The organism is Nocardioides sp. NPDC058538 (genome assembly GCF_042719275.1).
Taxonomy (GTDB): Bacteria; Actinomycetota; Actinomycetes; order Propionibacteriales; family Nocardioidaceae; genus Nocardioides.
On the sequence record NZ_JBHXNY010000027.1, the window covers coordinates 39,232 to 63,728 of the forward strand.

A 24,497-nucleotide genomic window follows, 5' to 3' on the forward strand; every position below is an offset into this window, starting at 1 on the left:
CTGTCGGTCGCCATGGTGACCCTCGGGTGCACCCGCAACGAGGTGGACTCCGAGGAGCTCGCCGGCCGGCTTACGGCGGGAGGCTTCCGGCTGGTCGCCGACCCGGACGAGGCCGACACCGTGGTCGTCAACACCTGCGGCTTCGTCGAGCAGGCGAAGAAGGACTCGGTCGACACGCTGCTCGAGGCCGCCGATCTCAAGGAGACGGGTCGCGCCCAGGCGGTGGTCGCGGTCGGCTGCATGGCCGAGCGCTACGGCAAGGACCTGGCCGCCGAGCTCCCCGAGGCCGACGCGGTGCTCGGCTTCGACGACTACCCCGACATCGCCGCCAAGCTGCGTGCGATCCTCGCCGGGGAGACCCATCACCCGCACACCCCCCAGGACCGGCGCCTGCTGCTCCCGATCTCCCCGGTCGAGCGCGACGCCTCCGCCATCTCGGTCCCCGGCATGGCGGCCGTCGACCAGGTTCCCGGTTTCGCGGGGCGTACGCGGCTCGACGACGCCCCGTGGGCGCCGCTGAAGCTCGCCTCGGGCTGTGACCGCCGCTGCACCTTCTGCGCGATCCCGCAGTTCCGCGGCTCGTTCGTGTCGCGGCGCCCCTCCGACGTGCTCCACGAGGGCCAGTGGCTGGCCCAGCAGGGCGTCAAGGAGCTCTTCCTGGTCTCGGAGAACTCCACCTCCTACGGCAAGGACCTCGGCGACATCCGGCTGCTCGAGACGCTTCTGCCGGAGCTGGCCGCCATCGACGGCATCGAGCGCGTACGCGTCTCCTACCTGCAGCCCGCCGAGACCCGGCCCGACCTGCTGAAGGTCATCGCCACCACGCCGGGCGTGACGCCCTACTTCGACCTGAGCTTCCAGCACGCCTCCAACGCCGTCCTGCGGCGGATGAAGCGGTTCGGCGACCCGGAGAGCTTCCTGGGCCTGCTCGAGCAGATCCGCGGCTACGCGCCCGAGGCCGGGGTGCGGTCCAACGTCATCGTCGGCTTCCCCGGTGAGACCGAGGAGGACCTCGAGATCCTGACCGACTTCCTGGTCGCCGCGCGCATGGACGTCACCGGCGTGTTCGGCTACTCCGACGAGGAGGGCACCGAGGCAGCCGGTTTCGACGAGTCGCTCAAGCTGGACGCCGACGAGATCCGCGCCCGCGTCGAGCACGTCAACGAGCTCGTCGAGGAGCTCACCGCCCAGCGCGCCGAAGAGCGGATCGGGGAGCGGGTCGTCGTGCTCGTCGAGGAGATCTCCGACGGTGAAGTGCTGGGCCGGGCCGCCCACCAGGGGCCCGAGGTCGACGGGATGACGTCTCTCGAAGGCGACGTCGAGGGCGTACGTCCGGGTGATCTCGTGAACGCGACCGTCATCGCCTCCGAAGGCGTTGACCTGGTCGCCGAAGTGAACGGATAGGGTTCGCCGCGTGAACGACGAGAGCACTGCCCCCGAGGAATCGGTGCAGAAGACGAGCAACTGGAACGTACCCAACGCGCTGACCACGCTGCGGATCCTCGCGGTGCCGTTCTTCGCGTGGGCGCTGCTCGCCGACGGCGGTGACAACCCGACTCTGCGCTGGGTCGCCTTCGTGATCTTCGTGCTGGCCATGATCACCGACAAGATCGACGGCGATCTGGCTCGCAAGCACAACCTGATCACCGACTTCGGCAAGATCGCCGACCCGATCGCCGACAAGGCGGTCACCGGGATGGCCTTGATCGGCCTCTCGATCGTGGGCGACGTCTGGTGGTGGGTGACCATCATCGTGCTGCTGCGCGAGTGGAGCGTCACGCTGCTGCGGCTCTCGGTGCTGAAGAAGATCGTGATCCCGGCCGACCAGCTCGGCAAGATCAAGACCACGGTGCAGGCGGTCGCCCTCGGCGGCCTGCTGCTGCCGCTCCCGCACGGTTCGGCCCACGGCGGTGCCTTCGGTGACGCCCTGGTCTGGGAGCTGCTCTTCTACGCCTTCCAGATCTGCCTCGCGGTCGCGGTTGCGCTGACGATGTGGTCCGGCGCCCAGTTCTTCGCCGGGGTGTGGAAGCAGCGCGCCTCGCTGCGTGGCGGCGCCGAGTAGCCGCGACTGGTCTGGACCATTTCCACTAGTTGTAACTCCGTTACCCGACGTTCACCCAAGGCGCTCCCAAGCAGACGTACGCCGGGTTAGAGTCACGTCGTTTCGGTCGGTCCTCAGCGATCGCACTGATCGGGCAGGCCGGCTGGCGCACTCACTCTTTCACCTCATGCGGGGAGTCGTCTCAATGCTGTCAGCACGTACGCTGCTCGGATCGGCGGTGGGCCTCACGGTCGCAACCGCCGGTCTGTACGCAGTGGCTGTCCCGGTCGCGCAGGCAACGCCTGCCGGGGACAACCTGGTCATCTCCGAGGTCTACGGCGCCGGAGGAAACTCCGGCGCGGTCTACAACGCGGACTTCGTCGAGCTCTTCAACCCGACCGGTGAGGCGATCGCCCTCGACGGTCTGGCCGTCCACTACCGCTCCGCGAGCGGCGGCAGCGGCGGTGCCCCGCAGGCGCTGTCCGGCTCGGTCGCGGCGGGCGCGCACTACCTGATCCAGATGTCGGCGGCCGGCACGACCGGCGAGGCGCTGCCGACCCCTGACCACACCGCGTCGCCCGCCTTCTCGATGGCCGCGGCGGGCGGGCAGATCTCCCTTCAGGAGGGCACCGCGGTGGTCGCGACCTCCGGGTCGACCGTCGGGGTCGCGGGGATCGTCGACTTCTTCGGCACCTCGGGTGCGACCTCCTTCGAGGGTGCGCCCGCGGGCACCACCGCGACCGCGACCCAGTCGCTGAGCCGCACCGGCGGTGCGGACACCGACGACAACTCGGCCGACTTCACCCGCACCGCGCCGACGCCGACCCCCTCCGGCGGCGAGCCGGAGGAGCCCGAGGAGCCCGGCGACCCGGTCGCGGCCACCCCGGCCGAGGTCCAGGGCGAGAGCACCACCAGCCCGCTGGCCGGCCAGACCGTCACCACCTCCGGCATCGTGACCGCGGCCTACCCCTCCGGTGGGTTCTCCGGCTTCTACCTCCAGACCGAGGGCACCGGCGGCGAGCGCTCGCTCGCGGAGCACCCGGCATCGGACGCGGTCTTCGTCTACCAGACCCAGGCCGCCGGCTCCGTCACCGCCGAGGTCGGCGACAAGGTCACCGTGACCGGCCTGGTCAAGGAGTACGCCGGTCTGACCGAGGTCGAGGTCAGCTCGGCGGCCGCCATCGTGGCCGACGGCACCGGCGAGATCGCGCCGGTGAGGACCGACTGGCCGAGCACGGTCGCGCAGAAGGAGTCGCTGGAGGGCATGCTCCTCGCCCCTGGTGAGCTCACCGTCGCCGACACCTACACCGGCTCCACGGTCTACGGCGAGCTCGGCCTCGCCTCCGGCGACAAGCCGCTGCTCCAGCCGACCGAGGTCGCCCGTCCGGGCTCGGCGGAGGCCGCGGCTGTCGCGGCCGACAACGCCGCCCGCCGGATCGTCCTCGACGACGGCCGCTCCACCTCGTGGCGGCTCCCGACCGACGCGGACGTCCCGTGGGTCTCCAACGACGCCCCGATCGCGGTCGGCGCCTCCGCCGACCTGGACCCGGTCATCTTCACCGAGGGCGGCTCGCCCACGGCCCCGACCTACCGGCTCCAGCCGACCGCCCCGATCTCGGCCGACCCGTCGACGTGGCCGGGTGACTTCGAGAACGTACGCACCGAGGCCCCCGACGCCGCCAAGCTCGGCGACGCCGACGTGAAGGTCGCCTCGTTCAACGTGCTCAACTACTTCACCACCCTCGGCGACGCCGACGACGACAACGTCGGTGACGGTGGCTGCGAGGCGTACTCCGACCGGGCAGGTGACGGCACCAACGTCTCCGGCGGCTGCGACCAGCGCGGCGCCTGGGACCCCGAGGACTTCGAGCGCCAGCAGACCAAGATCGTCTCCGCGATCAACGCGCTCGACGCCGACGTCGTGGGCCTGATGGAGATCGAGAACTCCACCACGCTCGGCGAGGAGCCGGGCGAGGCGACCGAGTCGCTCGTGGCCGCGCTCAACGCGGCGGCCGGTGCAGGCACCTGGGCGGCCAACCCGATCTCCTCCCAGCTCCCGGCCGACGGCATGGACGTGATCACCAACGCGATCATCTACAAGCCGGGCTCGGTGAGCCGGGTCGGCGAGGCGCTCGCCCTGGGCGACCAGAGCAACGACGACCAGGCCTTCGGCAACGCCCGCGAGCCGATCGGCCAGGTCTTCGAGCCGGCCGATGGCGGCGCGCCGCTCCTGTTCGTGGTCAACCACTTCAAGTCCAAGGGCTCGGCCGGTCCGTGGCCGGGCGATGCCGACACCGGTGACGGCCAGGGTGCCTCCAACGAGTCGCGGGTCCGTCAGGCGACGGCACTGCGCGACTGGGTGGCCACGGTCCAGGAGTCTGCGGGTGTCACCGACGTGGCGCTGGCCGGCGACTTCAACTCCTACACCTCCGAGGACCCGCTGCAGGTCCTCTACGAGGCCGGCTACGCCGACTCCGAGAAGGTCTCGGGCAACGCCGAGTACAGCTACCTCTTCTCCGGCCTTGTCGGCTCCCTCGACCACATCCTGCTCAGCTCCTCGCTGCAGGCCCGGGTCACCGGCACGGACATCTGGAACGTGAACTCCGGTGAGCCGATCCTGAAGGAGTACAGCCGCTACAACTACACCGGCACCGACCTGCACCAGAACGGCCCGTGGCGCTCCTCGGACCACAACCCCGTGGTCGTCGGGATCTCCGCGGCGGCGGCGCCGGTCGACGTACAGGTGCTGGCCACCAACGACTTCCACGGCCGGATCCAGGCCAACGGGGCCGAGGCGGGCGCAGCGCTGCTCTCCGGCGCGGTCAAGCAGATGCGCGCGGAGAACCCCAACACGGTCTTCGCCGCCGCCGGTGACCTGATCGGCGCCTCGACCTTCGAGTCGTTCATCCAGCACGACAAGCCCACCATCGACGCGCTCAACGAGGCCGGCCTCGAGGTCTCCGCGGTCGGCAACCACGAGTTCGACGCCGGCTACGACGACCTGATCAACCGGGTGATGGCCTCCTACGACGAGGAGACCAACCCCGAGGGTGGTGCGGAGTGGGCCTACATCGGGGCCAACGTCACCCTCAAGGCGACCGGTGACCCGGCCGTCCCGGCGACCTGGATCAAGGAGATGTCCGGCGTCAAGGTCGGCTTCGTGGGGGCGGTCACCGAGGAGGTCCCGTCGTTGGTCTCGCCCGCGGGCATCGCGGACCTCGAGGTCAGCGACATCGTCGAGTCGACGAACACCTACGCCGACGAGCTCAAGGCTGAAGGTGCCGACGTGGTCGTCATGCTCGTCCACGAGGGAGCCCCCTCGATCAACTGTGCCGCGATGGACGACCCCGGCACGACCTGGGGCAACATCGTCACCGGCGTCAACGCCAACGTCGACGCCATCGTCTCGGGGCACACCCATCTGGCCTACGACTGCTCCTTCCCGGTCGCCGAGTGGGCCGACCGGGCGGTGACCGAGCGGCCGGTGGTCTCCGCGGGGCAGTACGGCACCAACCTGAACCGTCTCGTCTACACCGTCGACCCCACCTCGGGTGAGGTCGAGGGGCTCTCCACGAGCCTGGTCGCGCTCGCCTCGGGTGGCTTCCAGCCCGACGCGGCCACCGCGAAGATCGTCAGCGACGCGGTGGCGAAGGCCGACGTGCTCGGTGCCGAGGTGCTGGGTCAGATCGAGGCGCCGCTCAACCGCGCCAAGCTCGCCAACGGGACCACCGAGAACCGTGGCGGGGAGTCGACCCTGGGCAACACGGTCGCCGAGGTGCAGCGCTGGGCGACCGCGGCGCCTGAGTCGGGTGAGGCGCAGATCGCGTTCATGAACCCCGGCGGTCTGCGCGCGGACATGGCCGGAACCGCGGCCGGCGAGGCTCGCGACATCACCTACAAGCAGGCCGCGCTGGTGCAGCCCTTCGCCAACACGCTGGTCAACATGGACCTGACCGGTGCGCAGATCAAGACCGTCCTGGAGCAGCAGTGGCAGCGTGACGCCTCCGGCGCCGTGCCGTCCCGGCCGTTCCTGCGGCTCGGGGTCTCCGACGGGTTCACCTACACCTACACGCAGGCCGACGACCCGGCCCATCCCGGCACCCCGCTGGGCACGGTGACCGGCATGTGGCTCGACGGTTCGCCTCTGGACCCGGAGGAGACCTACTCGGTCACGGTGAACTCGTTCCTGGCCTCCGGTGGGGACAACTTCCGCGAGCTCGCCAACGGCGCAGGCAAGCGCGACACCGGCAAGATCGACCTGAGCGCGATGGTCGACTACCTCGCCGATCGCACTGCCGAGGGGCCGCTGCCGGTCGACTACGGGCAGCGGGCCGTCGAGGTGGCCTTCGCGGCCTCCGCGCCTTCGGAGTACGCACCGGGGGAGACGGTCACCTTCGACCTCGCCTCCCTCGCGATGACCGGTCAGGACCTCACCGACTCGTCAGTGGAGATCACGCTCGGTGACACCGTGCTGGGCACCGCGGCGGTCGACAACACCCTCGGCACGGTGACGTACGACGACCACGGCACCGCCTCGGTCTCGGTGGTCCTGCCCTCGACAGCGCCGCCGGGTGCGAACCAGCTCACCGTCGTCGGCGAGCGCACCGGCACGACCGTGCTGGTGCCGATCACGGTCGAGGAGGTGGTTCCGCAGGCTCCGGCCTGGGATGCGCGCACCATCTACCGCACCGGCGACGAGGTGACCTATGCAGGGTCGTTGTGGCGGGCGCTGTGGTGGACGGCCGCGGTGGAGCCCGGCTTCCCCTACGGCCCCTGGGAGGAGATCGTGACCGCCGAGGACGGCACCGCAGTCTGGACGCCGTCACGGATCTTCACCGCCGGTGACGTGGTGGTTCACGAGGGCCGCCGCTACGAGGCGAAGTGGTGGACCCGCAACCAGCGGCCGGGCGACAAGCACGGTCCCTGGAAGCTGCTTCGCTGATCAGGGACAGGTACAGCGGCCCGGTCGTCACTGCGACGGCCGGGCCGCTACCGTCGTCGCCATGAGTGCTGTCGAAGAGCTACATGCCGCGCTGCGCGATGCCGGTGCGACGGTCGCGACCGCCGAGTCCCTGACCGCCGGCCGCCTGGCTGCGATGATCACCGATCCTCCGGGCGCCTCGAAGACGTTTCGCGGGGGTTTCGTGACGTACGCGACGGAGCTGAAGCACACCCTGCTGGGTGTCCCCGTCTCGGTGATCGAGACCGCCGGGGTGGTCTCCGCGGAGTGCGCGGCGGCGATGGCGGCCGGGGCGCGGGAACGGTCGGGCGCGACGTACGGACTCTCGACCACGGGCGTGGCCGGGCCCGAGGAGCAGGAGGGAAAGCCCGTCGGGACGGTGTATGTGGGTGTTTCCGGTCCGCACGGTGAAACAACGACGCTTCTCGGGCTGTCGGGCTCGCGCATGGAGATCCAGCGTGATACGTGTTTGTTCGCTGTTGATGAACTACTCGGACTACTTCGGCGGGAACATCGAAGGGTCAGGTAGCGTTGGAGCAGGACGTCACCCAGATGTCGGTGACTTGTGAACTGTAGGAGGCTGACCGCAATGGTGCTCTTCCGTCGACTTCTCGGCGAGGTGCTTCGTGCCCAGCGGCTGGAGCGTGGGATGACCCTGCGCGAGGTCTCCGCGCAGGCGCGAGTCAGCCTCGGCTACATCTCCGAGGTCGAGCGTGGCCAGAAGGAAGCCTCCTCCGAGCTCCTCGCCTCGCTCTGCAGCGCCCTCGACGTCGCTCTCTCCGACGTCCTTCGCGACGTCTCCAACGCGGTCGCCGTCGAAGAGGCCACCATCCTCCGGATGCCGGTCCGCGCCGCGGCCGACGCCGCAGCCGCCTGATTCTCTTCCCCAATCTGGGGGAGCTTTCCTCCCCGGTGTCTCAACGCCGACGGTTCCGTCTCCTTGCCGATGTGGGCCCACCACGGGCTCGCGCATTCATGGGGAGATGGTGCGATGACCATGGCAGTCGAGAACGAGTTTCCAGACCTGACGGTGCCGACACCGGGTCTCGAGGGCGACGTGCTTTCTCCCGATCTGCTCGAGGCCGAGCTCTTCGGGCTGGAGGAGACCCTGAACATCCTTCGCGATGAGTTCACCTCGGTCGCTCCCGGCGAGCGGACGCATGTCGCCCGCCACATGCGTGACACCCGCGTCCGGATCGCCCAGATCCGATTGCGCCTGCTCCACGGGCGCTAGGCCTGGCAGCTCGCGCAGTAGTAGGCCGGGCGCTCCTTGCCCGGAGGGCCGACCCGGGCGACGGTCACGGTGCCGCCGCAGCGTCGGCATGCCCGGCGGCCATAGACCCACATCTGGCGGGAGCGTGACCAGTCGGCCTGCATCTGGTCGCGGGTTCGCTGAAGGATCCGGGGGAGTCGATCGCCGGCATCCGCGACCGTACGCAGCGGGTTCATCCCGGCGATGAAGCAGGTCTCGGCGGCGTAGATCGTGCCGATCCCGGCCAGGTTGGTCTGGTCGCGCAGCGCCTCGAAGAGCGGCCGTTCGGGTTGCCGGGCGAGGCGTTCGACGGCTGCGTCGGGGTCCCAGTCGTCGGCGAGGATGTCCGGGCCGAGGTGGGCGACCAGTCGCTCCTCCTGGTCGCGGGGGACGAGCTCGACGATCCCGAGGAGGAAGCCGACCGCCTCGGTCCTCTCGGTGCGGAGCACCACGCGCGCCTGGAAGCCCGGCTTCGGCCAGCGCCGGCCCGCCTCGAAGACCCGCCACGATCCCTCCATCTTCAGATGGGTGTGCAGCGTCCATTCGCCGGTGCGGTGGTCGATCCGGGTCAGCAGGTGCTTGCCGCGGGTCAGCGTCCCGCGCACGGTGCCGCCGGACAGGTCCGCCGTGGCCAGCTGCGGCACCCGGAAGTCCGTACGCCTGAGCACCTGCCCCGCCAGCCCCTTGTCGAGCCTGCGGGCGGTCCGGAGCACCGCGTCACCCTCGGGCACGACCTCACCTGCTCGGCGAGGTCAGGCGCAGGCCGCGCGGGGTGGCGATGAAGCCGGCGTACTGGAGTGCCTGGCGCAGCGGGGTGTCGCCGGACCCGAGCAGCGGGGCGCCGTCCGCCTTCTCGACCGTGAGCCGTCCCAGCGCCCCGCGCCGGACGGCGTCGGCGAGCGCCTCGGCGCCGGGCTCGAGGAGGTTGGGGTCCTCCGACCAGGTCAGCAGGGTGCGGCCGCCTCGCTCGACGTACATCGCCAGCTCGCCGTCGACCAGCACCACGATCGCGCCCGCCTTGCGGCCGGGCCGGTGGCCCTCGTCCGCGACCGGCCACGGGAGGGCCGCGCCGTAGGGGTTCGCGGGGTCGGTCGCGGCGAGCGCGAGAGCGACCGGCTTGTCGGCCGGCTCGACCCGCGAGAACGTACGCAGCCGGTCGACCGAGCCCGCGGTGCCGAACTGGGCCGCGCCCAGGCCCTCGACGAAGTAGCCCCGGCGGGCCCGGCCGGAGTCCTCGAATGCGCTGAGTACCTTGTAGACGGCGGCGAACCCTCCGGGGGTGCGCTCGGACTGGACCGCCCCGCGGGTGACCACACCGTGACGGTCCAGGAGCCGCTCGGCAGCTGCGTGCGCGCGCTTGGTCGGGTCGGGATCGGGCTCGGGCAGGATCGTCCAGCGCCCGGCCGTCTGCGGGAGACCGGCCCGGGCGGGCATCCGCGCATTGCCGGTGTAGCGACCGCCGCGAGCCCTCGGCGGGGGTCTGCGCGAGCGGTGCGACGGCGTGCCGGAACGGGTCAGCGCCCGCAACGGCAGCAGGGTGTCGTTGCTGACCCGTCCCGACCAGACCAGCTCCCACAGCGCGGCGCTCAGGTCGGCGTCGCTCGGGGTCTCCTCGCTGTCGGCCGCCACCGTCCGGGCGAGCTGGTGGAAGAACCAGGCTCCGCCGGGCTCCAGGGCCTCTAGGAGCCGTTCGGCGAGCGGGCCCGGTGGCATTTCTGCAGGCGGCGGCAGGGTCAGCTCGACGGTGTCGGCCGGGTGCAGCGAGACCCAGCCGTCGGTGCCGGGCAGGGTGCCGTGGCCGGCCCAGAGGACCTCCCCGCCGGAGGTCAGCTCGTCGAGGAACGCGGGTTCGTAGTCCACCACCCGGGCCGGCAGGATCAGGCTCTCCAGCGCGCTGGCCGGGACCGGGCAGCCGGCGAGCTGGTCGACCACGCTCAGCACTCCGTCGACCCCGCGCAGCGCGCCCTTGCGTACGGATGTCTTCTGCCACGCCGGCAGGAACCTGCCCAGCGCTGCCGGCTCGACAGGCTCGACCTCCTTGCGCAGCCGGGCCAGCGAGCGTCGGCGCAGCATCCGGAGCACGTCGGCGTCACACCACTCCAGCCCGCTCCCACCGGGCCGGAACTCCCCGTCGAGCACCCGCCCGCGCGCCGAGAGCCGCGCCAGGGTGTGCCGGACGACCGCCTCGCCCAGCCCCAGCCGCGAGGCCACGTCGGCGGCCGTGAACGGACCGTGCGAGCGTGCGTACCGCGAGACCAGGTCACCGACCGGATCCTCGACCGGCTCGGTGAAGGCCGACGGTACGCCCGGAGGGACCGCCACCCCCAGCCCGTCCCGAAGCCTGGCCACATCCTCGACCACCGCCCACCGACCCTCCCCGGCAACCCGCACCTCGACCACCCGTCGAGCGTTGGCGAGCTCCGCGAGCACCTCGGGTATCCCATTGCCCCCTCTGGTCGAGCCGGATTCGTGAGGAACGAACGAATCCGTGTCGAGACCAACACGGTCCCCATCGGCGCTCGAGTCGACTGTGTTGGTCTCGACACCGCTCGCTTCGCTCGCGGGCTCGACCAGCGGTGAGGACGCGGTGCGGGCGGTGATCTCGTCGAGGGTGAGCGGGCCGATGGTGCGGATGAGGTCGGTGATGCCTTCGGCGCCTCGGGCTCTGCGGCCGGGGGCGAGGCGCTGGAGCTCGGACTCGACCTCGGCGAGGACCTCGGGGTCGAGGAGCTCACGGAGCTCGGCGCGGCCGAGGAGCTCGGCGAGGAGGCCCTGATCGAGGGTGAGGGCGGCGGCGCGGCGCTCGGCGAGGGGCGAGTCGCCCTCGTAGAGGAACTGGGCGACGTAGCCGAAGAGGAGCGACTGGGCGTAGGGCGACGGGGTCGGGGTGGCGACGTCGACGATCGAGATCTCGCGCCGCTCGATGCGGCGGAGGAGGCCGACGAGGGAGGGGAGGTCGTAGACGTCGCGGAGGCACTCGCGTACGGCCTCGAGGATGATCGGGAAGCTCGGGTACTGCGAGGCGACCTCGAGCAGGGCGGCGGAGCGCTGGCGCTGCTGCCACAGCGGCGAGCGACGGCCGGGGTCACGGCGGGGAAGCAGCAGGGCCCGCGCCGCGCACTCCCGGAAGCGGCTGGCGAACAGCGCCGAGCCACCGACCTCGGTGGTCACCAGGTCCTCTATCTCTTCGGGCTCGAAGACGATGATCTCGCCGGTCGGCGCCTCGGCATCGGTGTCGGGGAGCCGGATCACGATGCCGTCGTCGCTGTCGATCGCCTGCCCGTCGACGCCGTAGCGCTCCCGGATCCGCGCATTGATCGCCAGCGCCCACGGTGCGTGGACGGGGCGGCCGTAGGGGGAGTGGACCACCAGCCGCCAGTCGCCCAGCTCGTCGCGGAAGCGCTCGACGACGATGTTGCTGTCGGAGGGGAGGACGTTGGTGGCCTCGGCCTGCTCGTGCAGGTAGGTGACCAGGTTGGCGGCGGCGTAGGCGTCGAGGCCGTCCTCCTGCGCTCGCGCCTCGCCCTTCTTCGCAGGCAGCGCGGCGAGCTCGCGGGTATAGGCGCCGACGGCCTCGCCGAGCTCCGCGGGCCGGCCGAGCGAGTCGCCCTTCCAGAACGGCAGCCGCCCAGGGATGCCGGGAGCCGGGGTCACCAGCACCCGGTCGTGGGTGATGTCCTCGATCCGCCAGCTCGTCGCGCCCAGGGCGAAGACGTCACCGACCCGGGACTCGTAGACCATCTCCTCGTCGAGCTCGCCGACGCGCCTTCCGGTGCCTTCGCCGACCAGGTAGACCCCGAAGAGCCCGCGATCGGGGATGGTGCCGCCGCTGGTGACGGCCAGCCGCTGCGCTCCCGGACGCCCGGTCACGGTCCCGGCGACCCGGTCCCACACGATGCGCGGCCGCAGCTCGGCGAACTCCTCGCTCGGATAGCGCCCGGCGAGCAGGTCGAGGGTGGCGTCGTAGGCGGAGCGGGGGAGGGTGGCGTACGACGCCGTCCTTCTGGCCAGCGTGAACAGCTCGTCGACGTCCCAGGTGTCCAGTGCCGTGGCGGCGACGATCTGCTGGGCGAGTACGTCGAGCGGGTTGGCCGGCAGGCTCATCGACTCGATCAGGCCCTGCCGCATCCGCTGCACGCTGACCGCGGTCTGCGCGAGGTCGCCGCGATGCTTCGGGAAGAGCACCCCGCGGGAGACCTCGCCGACCTGGTGGCCGGCGCGCCCGACGCGCTGGAGAGCGGAGGCGACGCTCGGCGGCGACTCGATCTGGACGACGAGGTCGACCGCACCCATGTCGATGCCGAGCTCGAGGCTGGAGGTCGCGACCACGGCCGGCAGCCGGCCGGACTTGAGGTCGTCCTCGATCAGAGCACGCTGCTCCTTGGACACGCTTCCGTGGTGAGCCTTCGCGATCACCTGGGCCGCGCCGTGGGACTGCCCCGACTGCGCCATCACCTGTGCGGGAGGCGGCCCGCCGCTGGTCGAGCCGCCGGAGCCGCTAGGCGGAGGCGTGTCGAGACCAACACGGTTCCCCGACGCGCTCGAGCCGACCGTGTTGGTCTCGACACGCTCGCTCTCCCTCGGGGTCTGAACGGAGTGGCCCCGACCAGCGGATGGAGCGGGTGTCTGCCAGAGGCGGTCCGTTGCGATCTCGTTGAGCCGCGCGGTCAGCCGCTCCGCGATCCGGCGCGAGTTGGCGAAGACGATGGTGGAGCGGTGGGCGGTGACCAGGTCGGCGACGTGCTCCTCGACGTGGGGCCAGATCGAGGAGGCTCGCTGCGGATCGTCGTCCTCCTCCTCGCCGTAGGCGCTCGGCGCGGTCATGTCCTCGACCGGCACGACGACGCTGAGGTCCCAGCGCTTCTCGGCAGGAGGGGCGACGATCTCGACGGGCTGGGCACCGCCGAGGTAGCGCGCGACCTCCTCCAGTGGGCGTACGGTCGCGGAGAGCCCGATCCGCTGGGCAGGCTTGTCCAGGAGCGCGTCGAGGCGCTCCAGGGTCAGCGCCAGATGGGAGCCGCGCTTGGTCGCCGCGACCGCGTGGACCTCGTCGACGATCACCGTCTCGACGCTCCGCAGCGTCTCGCGGGCCTGGCTGGTGAGCATCAGGAAGAGCGACTCGGGCGTGGTGATCAGGATGTCCGGGGGAGCGGTGGTCAGCTTGCGCCGGTCGGCCGCGGTCGTGTCGCCGGAGCGCACCCCGACGCGCACCTCGGGAGCCTCCACGCCCAGTCGCTCGGCGGTCTGCCGGATCCCGACCAGCGGGCTGCGCAGGTTGCGCTCCACGTCGACGCCGAGCGCCTTGAGCGGGGAGATGTAGAGCACCCGGCACCGCTGCTTCTTCTCCGGCACGGGCTCGCTCAGCAGCTTGTCGATCGACCACAGGAACGCGCTCAGCGTCTTGCCCGATCCTGTGGGCGCCACCACCAGCGCGTTGCGCCCCGCCCCGATCGCCTCCCAGGCGCCGGCCTGAGCCGCGGTCGGCGCCGCGAAAGCGGCCGCGAACCACGTACATGTCGGGTCGCTGAACTGCGCCAACGCTTGGGGCGTGTCCCTCATAGGGACAAACCTAGTCGCGACCACCGACATCCGGACGCCATGATTGACCTCATGCACCTCGTCGTCCTCTTCGGCCCGCAGGCGGTCGGCAAGATGAGTGTCGGCCGGGAGATCGCGTCCCGGACGACGTACCGCCTCTTTCACAACCACGCCACGATCGAGCCGTTGCTGGAGGTCTTCGACTGGGGGACCGCGCCGTTCAACACGCTGAAGAAGGAGTTCCGCAGGCGGGTGATCGAGGAGGCGGTGGCGTACGACCTTCCGGGGTTGATCCTGACCTTCGCGTGGGCTCTGGACGTCCCCGCGGATGCGGACGAGGTCGAGTGGATGATCGCGCCCGCGGTCGAGGCGGGAGCGCGGATCGACTTCGTCGAGCTCTACGCCGACGTGGCGATCCGGCTCGCCCGTGAGGGCACGCCCGAGCGGCTGGCGGCGAAGCCATCCAAACGCGACGCCGAATGGGCACGCAGAGACGTCATCGGGTCGAACGAGCGCTGGGAGCTCTCGACCGGTCCCGAGGTGCCGTTCCCCCTCGACCTCCCGCACTTCGTCATCGACAACACCGATCTGACTGCAGCCGAGGTGGCCGAGAAGATCATCGGGCGCCTCGGGCTGCCGAGCTGAAGGCCCCCCACCATCGACATGGATATGGTCCAATCCCGCTGTGGACCTCGCGCTTGACCTGACCGACCGCGCAGTACGATCCGCGTCGCTCTACCAGGCGCTGCGCGACGCGCTCGGCGACGGCAGGCTGAAGGCGGGCGACCGGCTCCCGGCGAGCCGGGCGCTGGCCAAGGACCTCGGCATCTCCCGGAACACGGTCGCCACGGTCTATGAGCGGCTGGTCGCGGAGGGGTTCCTGGAGTCGCGCGTGGGCGCGGGGACGTACGTCGCGGCCGCCGCGGGAACCCGAAGAGCCAGCGCACCGGGCTCCCTGACCCCGCGCCCGGGCTGGCGCTGGGCACCGCGGCCGACGAGCGCGGAGGCGCCGGTCCCGGCGTACGACCTGCGGGTGGGGATCCCTGATGCCGAGCTCTTCCCGTTCGAGACCTGGCGGCGGATCCTCGCGGCCGAGTCGCGGCTGCGCGGCCACAACCCCGGCACCTACGCCTCGCCGGCCGGTCTGCCGAGGCTGCGCGAGGCGCTGGCGCACACGGTGGCCTACCACCGCGGGGTGCGGGCCGACCCGGGGCAGATCGTGGTCACCAGCGGCACCCAGCAGGCGCTCGATCTCGTCGCCCGCGTTCTGCTGGAGCCGGGCGACGTCGTCGCCGTCGAGGACCCCGGCTACCCGTCCGCGATCGACCTCTTCGCCTCCCACGGCGCCCGGGTCGTACCGGTCCCGGTCGACGAGGAAGGGCTGGTTGTCGAGGAGATCCCGGAGCAGGCCCGGCTGGTCTACACGACCCCGAGCCACCAGTTCCCGCTCGGCGTACGCTTCTCCCTCCCACGCCGCCGAGCCCTGCTCGCCTTCGCGAACACGCACGACGCGGGGATCGTGGAGGACGACTACGACAGCGAGTTCCGCTTCACCGAGCGGCCCCTGGAACCGCTGCACGCGATGGACGATCAGGGCAGGGTGATCTATGTCGGCACCTTCTCCAAGTCGCTGCTGCCGAGCCTGCGCACCGGTTATCTCGTCGCCCCGGGATCGCTTGTCGACAGTCTCCTGGCCGCCAAGCAGCTCGGCGACGGCTTCGGCCCCGTCCAGCCCCAGGCCGCCCTGGCCCGCTTCTTGGAGGAGGGCCTCCTCGCCCGTCATGTGCGCAAGGCGTCCAAGACGTACGCCGAGCGCCGCTCGCTTCTGCTCGAGACCCTCTCCACCTGGCCGGTCGAGGTGCTCCCGTCGGCCGCCGGGCTGCACCTGTCCGCCTACGCGGAGCTCCCCGCCGACCTTCCCGAGCGTGCCGCTGCCGAGGGCCTGGCGCTGGACACGATCGCCGCTCATCGACTGCTGCCTGGACGCGACGGACTCTTCCTAGGCTACGGAGCCGTCCGGACAGAGAGCCTGCCCCGCGGGCTCGAGCTGCTGGCCACCCTCGCGGACTGGGCGTGACCGCTCTCGGCGTGACGCAACCAGCGACCAGGCCAGACCCGCCCCGCCGCAGAGCACCGGGCCGAGCAGGTGGGCGCCGGTGAGACCCAGCAGGATCAGCGCCGCGACCAGCGAGCAGACGGCGGCCCACCACGACCGTCCTCCCCGCGGCAGCAGCCGGAGCGCGGCCGCGGCGCCCACCACGTAGAGCAGCGAGAACGTGCCCGAGGCCATCAGCAGCACCGCGTCCGTCGAGGCGCCGGCGACCCAGGTCGCCGCGAGGGTGCCGAGCGCAACGGCACTGATCGCGAGCAGCGAGCGTCGGGGGATCTCGGACGCCGGCGCGGCGAGGACCCGCGGCAGCCCGCCCTCACGGGCCAGCGATGCCCCCAGCCGCGAGCCGCCGGCGAAGTAGGCGTTGATGGCCCCGATGGTCAGCAGCACGGCGACCACGGCCGTGACCGGCCGTGCGGGCTCCCCGAAGCCCAGCACGAGCAGGTCGGCCAGGGGTGCGGCACCGGAGGTGGACCCGAGCGCGGCGACCGTCGCGAACGCGATCCCGAGGTAGAGAACCGTCACGACCACCAGCGCGATGACCGTCGCCCGGCGGATGTCGCGCGCCGGGTCGCGGTAGTCGGCCGAGAGCGAGGAGAGGATCTCCCACCCCGCGAACGCCCACACCAGCATCGCCGCCGCGGTGCCGACCGAGCCCCACCCGTGCGGCGCGAACGGCGTCAGCCGCTCCAGCTGGGCGTGCGGCAGCGCCACCACGACCGCCACCGCGAGCAGCACCGCGATGGCCCCGGCGATCGCCAGCTGCACGCCCCCGGACACCTTGATCCCGAACCAGTTCATGACGGTGACCAGCACGATGATCCCCGCCGTGGCCGACATGGACATCGCCCGGCCACCGCCGAAGGCGTCGGCGACGTACGCCCCACCGAACCCGGCCGCGACCGGCGCCCCCACGCCGATCGTCAGGTAGAACGCCCAGCCGACCATCGTCGCGACGTGCTGGTTGAAGGCGAGCCGGGCGTACGTCGCCACCCCGCCGCCGTCAGGATGGCGCGCCCCCAGCGCGGCGAAGGTCGCCGCCAGCGGCACCGAGAGCACGATCAGCGCCAGCCAGGCCACCAGCGAGGCCGGTCCGGCCTCGCTCGCCGCCAGCGCGGGCAGGGAGATGACACCGGTGCCGAGCACCGCACCGAGGGTGAGGGCCGCGCCCTGGGGTACGGAGATTCCGTCGTTGTTCACAAGTGTGACGCTAGTGAGCGCAGAGCCCTCCGCGCCCGGCCAATCAGGCCCCCGTCTCCTGGGCCAATCCCTGGACCGATCCGGCGCTAACGTACGTTGCGCCGCACCCGCTTCTCGTACGCCGCCCGCGCCGCCGGATCCACGCCGGCGAGCAGCTGCGAGGCGTTGGTGGCACGGTCGACGAAGTCCTGGAACCGGCGCGGCATCGCCTGGGTGATCTTGGTCAGGGCCTGGGTCCAGCTGGGCACCCAGACCTCGGGCCGCGGCTCGCGGATGACCGACTCGATCGCGGCGGCGACGTCCTCGGGAGTGACCGGCTTCATCCCCTTGGCCTGCGGCACCCCGTCGGCCAGCTCGGTCTGCACCACCGCCGGCAGGATGAGCGAGACGTCGACGCCGGAGGGCGCGAGTTCCATCCGCAGCGCCTCCGAGAAGCCGACGACGGCGAACTTCGAGGCCGAGTAGGTCGCCGCGTCCGGCACCGGCACCCGCCCGACGGCCGAGGCGACGTTGACGATGTGACCCTGGCCCCGATCGACCATCGCCGGCGCGACCGCCTTGATCCCGTTGATCGGGCCGTGCACGTTGACCTCGAAGATCGCCCGGGTGAGCGCGTCCTCCTCCTTCAGGACCGAGCCGAGCGGCATGATCCCGGCGTTGTTGACCAGCACGTCCCACGGCCCCAGGTCCCCGACCGACTCGAGGAACGTGCGCCAGGAGGCAGGGTCGGTGACGTCGAGATGCGCGGCCACGACCCGCGGCCCGAGCTCGGCGGTCAGATCGTCGAGCAGGCCCGGGTCCAGGTCGCCGACGGCGACCGTCGCCCCGGCGCGGGCCAGCCGCTCGACCGTGGCGCGACCGATGCCACGAGCGCCTCCGGTGACGATGACGGAGGTTCCCTCGATCTGGCGTGTCATGACTCTCCTTCGGTGGTGCGGACCAGGCTGCGTACGGCTTTTCTGTCGGTCTTGCCCACGCTGGTGACCGGGACGGCGTCGAGGATGAGCACCTCGCGGGGGTACTTGTGCGGCGCGAGCCGCGTCTTGACGAAGGCGATCAGCTCCTCGGGGGTGGTGCGGGCGCCGGGATGGAGCGCGACGGCGGCAACCACCTCTTCGCCTCGCTGAGCGTCCGGGCGCCCGACCACCGCTGCGGCGGTGACGGCCTCGTGGGCGAGGAGCGCGTCCTCGACGTCGCGGGGGAAGACGTTGAACCCGCCCCGGATGATCAGGTCCTTGATCCGGTCGTCGACGTAGAGGTAGCCATCGGCGTCGAAGTGGCCGATGTCGCCGGTGTGCAGCCAGCCGTCGACGACGGTGGCGGCGGTCTGGACCGGGTCGTTCCAGTAGCCCTGCATGACCCCGGGGCCACGTACCCAGATCTCGCCCTCCTCACCGGTCGGGACCGGCTCACCGGACGGCCCGGCGATGATCACCTCGGCGTGCGAGAGCGGCTTGCCGACGCTGCCGGGCCGCGACTCCTCGACGGTCGAGGCGGCGATGACCGCGCTCGACTCAGTGCAGCCGTAACCCTCCAGGATGGTCACGCCGAAGGCCTCCTCGGCCTTCTCCCGTAGCGCCGGCAGCAGCGGCGCGCCACCGCTACCGAAGGAGCGCAGCGAGCTGAGGTCGTAGTCCTGGTAGGGCTGGTCGAGCAGCATCTGCAGCATCGAGGGGACCACGGTGCTCGACTCGATCCGGTGCTCCTCGGCGAGCTCGAGCCACCCCTTGGCGTCGAACCAGCGCTGCAGCACCGAGCTCTGCGGACGTGACGAGTGCATCCCGCTGATCACCACGATCAGGCCGTACGCATGGGAGAGCGGCAGCGGAAGCAGCCACCGTGTCGTGCCCTGGCTCTCCCCGACCCGGTGGAGGGCGTGCCCGGACTCCCACAGCCCGCGGTGGCTGAGCATCACGCCCTTGGCACGTCCGGTGGTGCCGCCGGTGTAGAGCAGCGCCGCGAGATCGTCGTCACCGCGAGGGGCGATGTCGATCGGGTCGGCGCTCTCCAGGCTCTCGTACGCCACCGCATCCGTTCCCTCAGGCACGTCTCCGGCCACGACGACGGTGAGATCGAGACCTTCGCCGGCAGCCTGCACCAGCGGCAGCAGCTCGGGCGTGACGATGGCCGCCGTGGCTCCGGAGTCCTCCAGGATGTGCCGCAGCTCGGGTGGGGTCTGCAGGAAGATCACCGGGGTCACCACCGCGCCGAGGCGCCACAGGGCGCGGTAGCTGACGAAGACCTCCGGGGTGTTCATGGTGAGCACCACGACCCGGTCGCCGGGCTCGATCCCGAGCTCGCGCAGGCCGCCGGCGACCCGCGCGGACCGCTCGGCGATCTCCTTCGACGTGTGCCAGGTGCCCTCGAAGAAGACCGTCGGGTGGTCGCCGTGGCGGGCGTAGGACTCCTCGGCCAGCACCGCCAGGTTGTGGTTCCCCGGCTCGCTCATCGGGTCACCTCCGTAGCGCAGGCGCCAGAATACGGACGCGGCCCGATGAAGGATCTGATGTTCACTCGCTGGCGCTCGTTCATCGGGCACCCAGCTTCCGCAGCGCCTTGAGCTGCCCGTTGCCGAGCGCCACGAACTTCTCGACCGTCTGGCCCTTGAACGGCCCGATCGGGCCCATCCGGGAGGCCGCGACGGTCTGGGCGTCGGTGAACTTCCGGATGCCGTCGGCGCCGTGCCGCCTGCCCAGCCCGCTCGATCCCATGCCACCCATCCCTGCCTCGATGCTCCCGGCCGCCAGGGCGGCGCCGTCATTGATGTTCACCGCGCCCGCGCGGATGCGCCGAGCGATCATGTCGGCCTCGCGTACGTTCTTGCTGAACACGCTCGCCGAGAGCCCGGCCTCACCCTGGTTGGCGATCCGGACCGCCTCCTCGTCGCTGTCGGCGCGGTAGAGCGCGAGAACGGGGCCGAAGGTCTCACCGAGACACAGGTCCATCTCGTCGGTCACGCCCTCCAGGATCGTCGGGGCGAAGGCGTACGGACCGACCTCGGCCAGCGGCTCGCCCCCGGCCAGCACCGTCGCGCCCTTCGCGACCGCGTCGCCGACGTGGGCGGTGACCTTGTCGAGCTGTGCCTGCGAGGCCAGCGACCCGACGTCGGCGGAGTAGTCGAAGGTCTGTCCGACGACCTGGCTCTCCGTCTCGGCGACCAGTGCCTGGCGGAAGGCGTCGTAGACGTCCTCGTGCACCACCACGCGCTCGATGTGGACGCACATCTGACCGGTGTTGGCGAAGGCCGCCATCACCGTGCCACGAGCCGCCTGGGCGAGGTCGGCGTCGCGGCGGACGATGAGCGGGTTCTTCCCGCCGAGCTCGAGCGAGGCACCGATCAGCCGGCCCGCGGCGCGTTGGGCCACGATCCGCCCGGTGGCCGTCGAACCGGTGAAGGCGACGTAGTCGACGTTGTCGATGACCGCCTCACCGGTGGCCGCGCCCGGCCCGGTGACGACCTGCCAGACGTGTTCGGGGAGCCCGGCCTCAGCCATCAGCGCCCTCGCCCACAGCAGCGTCAACGGCGCCTGCGGGTCGGCCTTGCTGATCACGGCCGCGCCCGCGAGCAGTGCCGGGATGGCGTCGCCGACGCCGAGATAGAGCGGGTAGTTCCACGGCGAGATGATCCCGACGACCTTCTTCGGCACCCGCACCTCCTTCACGGAGGTGATGCCGGGGATGGCCCCGCGGACCCGCTTGTCGGCCAGATAGGTCGGGCCGCGCCGGGCGTAGTGGCGAGCGATCGTGCCGACCTGGAGGATCTCCTGCCAGGCATGGAAGCGGGCCTTGCCCATCTCCCACTGGATCAGGTCGAGCACCTCCTCCTGACGCTCGACCAGCAGGTCGTGGAAGCGGAGCATGACCTCGGCGCGGTCCTGGAAGGCCAGCGTTGCCCAGTCGGGCTGGGCCGCCCGCGCCGCGGCCGCGGCCTCGGCGACGTCCGCGGCGGTCACCGACGGGACCGGGGCGGTCGGCTGGGCGTCATAGGGTGCGACTGCGGTCAGCGTGCCGTCGCCACCCGAGACCGGAGCCGAAACCCATCGGGTCAAGGAGGCGAGCCGTGCCTCCTCGACCCATCCGGGACGTACGCTCGCGGCCTCCGTTGTCTCCGCTGTCTTCGTGGTCATCGATCTCCTCAGGTCCGGGTCAGTTGGATGGGGTTGCCGTCCTTCGGGAACGGCAGCGAGCTGTTGTCCAAGGGCGCGCGGTAGCCGGGGGAGACGCTCCACCGGTAGTCGCGCAGGAGCCGGTGCAGGATCGACTTGACCTCCAGGCCGGCGAAGTAGAGGCCGATGCACTTGTGCACCCCGCCGCCGAACGGCTCCCACGCCATCCGGTGGCTCTTGTCCTCGCGCCGGTGCGGCGCGAAGCGCTCGGGGTCGAAGACGCTCGGGTTGGTCCAGTACTCCTCCATCATGTGGCTGAACTGGACCCCGACCATCACGCCGGTGTCGGCCGGGATCCGGACGCCGAGGAGGCTGGTCTCCTTGACGGTACGCCGCATCAGCGCCGGCACCGGGGCGCGCAGCCGCAGCGCCTCCCGCATCACCAGGTCGAGGCTGGTGAGGCCGTCGATCTCTTGCATCGTCGGTGCCTCGCCGAGCGCGAGGGACTCCTCGCGGCAGCGCTGCTGCCACTGCGGATGCTGGCCGAGGTACTGGAGCATCGTCGAGGCGGTGATGGTCGAGGTGTCGTGCGCGGCCATCATCAGGAAGATCATGTGGTTGACGACGTCGTCGTCGCTGAACCGCTCGCCGTCGTCGGTCTCGATGTGGCACAGCACCGAGAAGATGTCGTCGCTCGCGGTGGCCCGTTTGGCGGGGAGGTAGTGGCGCAGGAAGCCCTCCAGCACCCTTCGTCCGCGGAATGCCCGGCCCCAGCGGGTCAACGGCACATCGCCACGTACGACACCGGCGGCCGCCTGCACGCACGCGATGAACGCCTTGTTGACCCGGTCCATCTCGGCCCGGCTGGTCTCGGCCGCACCACCCATGAAGATGTCTGCGGCGATGTCGAGGGTGAGCTGCTTGAGCCGCGGATAGGCCTGGAACGCCGGAGTGTTGGCCCAGCCGCGCATGCCCTGCTCGATCGCCGGGTGCATCGCGGTGGTGTAGGTGGCGAGCCGGTCCCGGGTGAAGGCCTCCTGCATGATGCGGCGATGGGCGTGGTGCTCCTCGAAGTCGAGCAGCATCAGGCCGCGGTCGAAGAAGGGCCCGACGATCTGCCCCCAGGCCGGCCCGTTGGCGTACGCCTTGTCCTTGTTGCGCAGCACCGCCTCGCAGGCATCCGGTCCGAGCGTGACCACCCCGGCCTCGCCGGCACGGAAGAACGGCGAGACCGGACCGTACGTCTCCCACTGGTGCCGATAGAAACCGACCGGGTCGCGGGAGTAGTCCAGCAGCCGGCCGATCCAGGGGAGGCCGCGGTCGCCGGGCGCGAGTCGTGGGATCTCGCGTAGCGCCTCGGTCGCTGTCATGGTGCCTGATCCATCGTGTCCGACCTCCCAGTCCCGAGTCTCAGTCGAGGGTAGTCAAGTAGAACGTGTTCCCGCAGCATTCCGTGGGTATGGAATTTCTCGGCGCGTTGTTGAAGTGTCTGTGGAGAGCTACGAATCAGTGGTGATCGGTGCCGGCCAGGCCGGTCTGTCGGCGTCCTTCCACCTCAGCCGGCTGGGCGTACGCCACGTCGTGCTCGACGCCGAGCGGCGCCCCGGTGGCGCCTGGCAGCACCGCTGGGACTCGCTGACCATGCACGACGTGCACGGTGTGGCCGACCTGCCGGACGGGCGGGCGCCGGGGGAGTCCGGGGAGCGGGCCAACGTCGCGGTGCCGGGATGGTTCGGGACCTACGAGTCTCTGCACGATCTGCCGGTGGAGCGCCCTGTCTCGGTGACGTCGGTGACCTCCGTGGGAGATCTGCTCGCGGTGCACGCCGCCGACGGACGGACCTGGTTCACGCGCACGCTGGTCAACGCGACCGGGACCTGGACGCGGCCGTTCGTCCCGCACTACCCAGGCGCCGCGACGTTCCTGGGCGAGCAGGTGCACACCCACGACTATCCGGGCGCTGCTCACTTCCAGGGCAAGCGCGTCGCAGTCGTCGGCGGGGGAGCCTCGGCGGTGCAGTTCCTCGGTGAGCTCGCGCCGATCACCTCGGTGCTGTGGGTGACCCGGCGGGAGCCGGTCTGGCGCACCGACTTCGACGCCGAGCGTGGGCGCGAGGCGGTGGCGTTGGTGGCCGAGCGGGTCGAGGCCGGTCTGCCGCCGGCCAGCGTCGTCAGCGTCACCGGTCTATCGCTGCGACCGCAGGAGCAGGAGGCCGCGCGGCTCGGGGTCTACGAGCGCCGGCTGCCGATGTTCTCGCGGATCGAACCGTCCGGGCTGCGGTGGGAGTCGGGTGCGTTCGAGCCGGTCGACGCGATCCTGTGGGCCACCGGCTTCCGGCCCGCGATCACCCACCTCGCGCCGCTCCACCTCCGCAGCTCTCACGGTGGGATCCCGTTGCTGCGCGAGTCGGCCGACGTCCAGACCGCCGTCACCGCTGCGTACGACCCGCGGGTCCAGCTTGTCGGCTACGGTCCCTCCGCGAGCACCATCGGGGCCAGCCGTGCCGGCCGGGCCGCGGCGCTCGCGGTCCGGCGACAGCTGGCCGAGGTGGGTCAGCTCGTGGCTCGGTGAGCCGTCTTCACGGCGAGATCACAGCGAGCCGAGGTCGGCCGAGATCCAGTGCTCCGGGGTGAGCCGGATCGTCACCTCGGGCGGAAAGTTCGCCGCCTGCGCCAGGTAGGCGTCGGCTGCCTCGGGAGGCAGGTACCGCCGCGCCATCGCCTCCGCCTCGCCCTCGGCGGCATCCGCGATCCGCACCGGCCCCTCTACCGACACGTAGCGGACTGTCGGGTCCAGGCGCTCCACCATGAGCGTGCACCGTCCCGCAGCCTCTATCAGCCTGGTCTTCAGCGAGTCCTTCCCGGTCACGAACCACACCTCGCCACCGGGGGTGTAGTCGTACCAGATCGGCACCGTCAGCGGCCCTTGTCCGTTCTTCCTGCTGACGGAGAGTGCTGCGATCAGGGGTTGCGTCAGGAGCTCTTCGCGGTCTTCGAGTGAGATACCCATACTTCGACCGTACGATGCCACCCCATCGTGCTGCTCGACCTCGCACTCGGCGCATCTGGCTTCGCGCCGCTGGTCGAGCCGCGAGCGCCAGCGAGCGTGTCGAGACCAACACGGTCGCTTTCCGGGGCTGGCGGGGTGTCAAGTCCGTTGGGGACTGGTCCTTTACTCCGGGGCGTCGAGAAAGATTTGGCTGGCTATCGGGGCGGCGGCCCGGGTGTGGCGCAGCGAGTTCTTGCTTCGGACGGTGGTGTTGCGGGGGCGGAGAGGTGGCCCTTCGGGCC

General features: G+C 71.1%; 17 protein-coding genes. 9 read left to right on the plus strand and 8 right to left on the minus strand.

Translation table 11 applies throughout. The annotated features are described in order from the left end of the window. From rimO to ACFWQC_RS21240, 6 genes are all read left to right on the plus strand, one after another. Positions 1-1,404 (plus strand): 30S ribosomal protein S12 methylthiotransferase RimO, encoded by a 1,404-nt coding sequence (gene rimO / locus ACFWQC_RS21215; RefSeq protein ID WP_378682505.1) that lies wholly within the window; start codon positions 1-3, stop codon positions 1,402-1,404. Between the two features lie 10 nt (positions 1,405-1,414). After that, positions 1,415-2,062: a CDP-diacylglycerol--glycerol-3-phosphate 3-phosphatidyltransferase gene (pgsA, locus tag ACFWQC_RS21220; RefSeq protein ID WP_378682463.1), complete on the plus strand. Its 648-nt coding sequence runs from the start codon at positions 1,415-1,417 to the stop codon at positions 2,060-2,062. Between the two features lie 184 nt (positions 2,063-2,246). After that, positions 2,247-6,983, plus strand: a complete 4,737-nt coding sequence (locus tag ACFWQC_RS21225) for an ExeM/NucH family extracellular endonuclease (RefSeq protein WP_378682466.1) — start codon at positions 2,247-2,249, stop codon at positions 6,981-6,983. Between the two features lie 61 nt (positions 6,984-7,044). Further along, positions 7,045-7,530, plus strand: a complete 486-nt coding sequence (locus tag ACFWQC_RS21230; protein ID WP_378682468.1) for a CinA family protein — start codon at positions 7,045-7,047, stop codon at positions 7,528-7,530. Positions 7,531-7,590: 60 nt separating this feature from the next. Beyond that, entirely contained in the window at positions 7,591-7,878 is a 288-nt protein-coding gene (locus tag ACFWQC_RS21235) for a helix-turn-helix transcriptional regulator (RefSeq protein WP_350659077.1), read from the plus strand. A gap of 120 nt (positions 7,879-7,998) precedes the next feature. Further along, positions 7,999-8,235, plus strand: a complete 237-nt coding sequence (locus ACFWQC_RS21240) for a hypothetical protein (protein ID WP_378682473.1) — start codon at positions 7,999-8,001, stop codon at positions 8,233-8,235. Here the strand turns inward: ACFWQC_RS21240 and ACFWQC_RS21245 are convergent. Further along, positions 8,232-8,984 (minus strand): DNA-formamidopyrimidine glycosylase family protein, encoded by a 753-nt coding sequence (locus ACFWQC_RS21245; RefSeq protein ID WP_378682476.1) that lies wholly within the window; start codon positions 8,982-8,984, stop codon positions 8,232-8,234. The genes ACFWQC_RS21240 and ACFWQC_RS21245 overlap by 4 nt on opposite strands. A 4-nt stretch (positions 8,985-8,988) precedes the next feature. Then, on the minus strand, positions 8,989-13,812 hold the full coding sequence (locus tag ACFWQC_RS21250) for a DEAD/DEAH box helicase (RefSeq protein ID WP_378682478.1): 4,824 nt from the start codon (positions 13,810-13,812) through the stop codon (positions 8,989-8,991). Positions 13,813-13,863: 51 nt separating this feature from the next. Here ACFWQC_RS21250 and ACFWQC_RS21255 point away from each other — a divergent pair, with 51 nt between their 5' ends. Next, entirely contained in the window at positions 13,864-14,436 is a 573-nt protein-coding gene (locus tag ACFWQC_RS21255; protein WP_378682480.1) for a hypothetical protein, read from the plus strand. A gap of 40 nt (positions 14,437-14,476) precedes the next feature. Further along, complete coding sequence (locus ACFWQC_RS21260; protein ID WP_378682482.1) at positions 14,477-15,868, plus strand: PLP-dependent aminotransferase family protein; 1,392 nt, start codon at positions 14,477-14,479, stop codon at positions 15,866-15,868. On the opposite strand, the gene ACFWQC_RS21265 is transcribed toward ACFWQC_RS21260, so the two are convergent. The 5 genes from ACFWQC_RS21265 to ACFWQC_RS21285 form a co-directional block, all read right to left on the minus strand. Further along, the gene (locus ACFWQC_RS21265) at positions 15,791-17,101 is read right to left on the minus strand and encodes an APC family permease (protein ID WP_378682485.1); all 1,311 of its coding nucleotides are present in this window, start codon (positions 17,099-17,101) and stop codon (positions 15,791-15,793) included. The genes ACFWQC_RS21260 and ACFWQC_RS21265 overlap by 78 nt on opposite strands. An 86-nt stretch (positions 17,102-17,187) precedes the next feature. Then, entirely contained in the window at positions 17,188-18,018 is an 831-nt protein-coding gene (locus ACFWQC_RS21270) for an SDR family oxidoreductase (RefSeq protein ID WP_378682488.1), read from the minus strand. Next, a complete protein-coding gene (locus tag ACFWQC_RS21275; RefSeq protein WP_378682491.1) occupies positions 18,015-19,550 on the minus strand; it encodes a class I adenylate-forming enzyme family protein in 1,536 nt (511 codons plus the stop codon). The genes ACFWQC_RS21270 and ACFWQC_RS21275 overlap by 4 nt, the downstream gene beginning before the upstream one ends. Before the next feature lie 79 nt (positions 19,551-19,629). After that, the gene (locus ACFWQC_RS21280; protein WP_378682494.1) at positions 19,630-21,228 is read right to left on the minus strand and encodes a succinic semialdehyde dehydrogenase; all 1,599 of its coding nucleotides are present in this window, start codon (positions 21,226-21,228) and stop codon (positions 19,630-19,632) included. Between the two features lie 8 nt (positions 21,229-21,236). After that, entirely contained in the window at positions 21,237-22,577 is a 1,341-nt protein-coding gene (locus ACFWQC_RS21285; RefSeq protein ID WP_378682496.1) for a cytochrome P450, read from the minus strand. Positions 22,578-22,698: 121 nt separating this feature from the next. Here ACFWQC_RS21285 and ACFWQC_RS21290 point away from each other — a divergent pair, with 121 nt between their 5' ends. After that, on the plus strand, positions 22,699-23,778 hold the full coding sequence (locus ACFWQC_RS21290; RefSeq protein WP_378682499.1) for an NAD(P)-binding domain-containing protein: 1,080 nt from the start codon (positions 22,699-22,701) through the stop codon (positions 23,776-23,778). 18 nt (positions 23,779-23,796) lie between these two features. On the opposite strand, the gene ACFWQC_RS21295 is transcribed toward ACFWQC_RS21290, so the two are convergent. Further along, positions 23,797-24,216, minus strand: a complete 420-nt coding sequence (locus tag ACFWQC_RS21295) for a pyridoxamine 5'-phosphate oxidase family protein (RefSeq protein WP_378682502.1) — start codon at positions 24,214-24,216, stop codon at positions 23,797-23,799. Positions 24,217-24,497 lie beyond the last annotated feature (281 nt).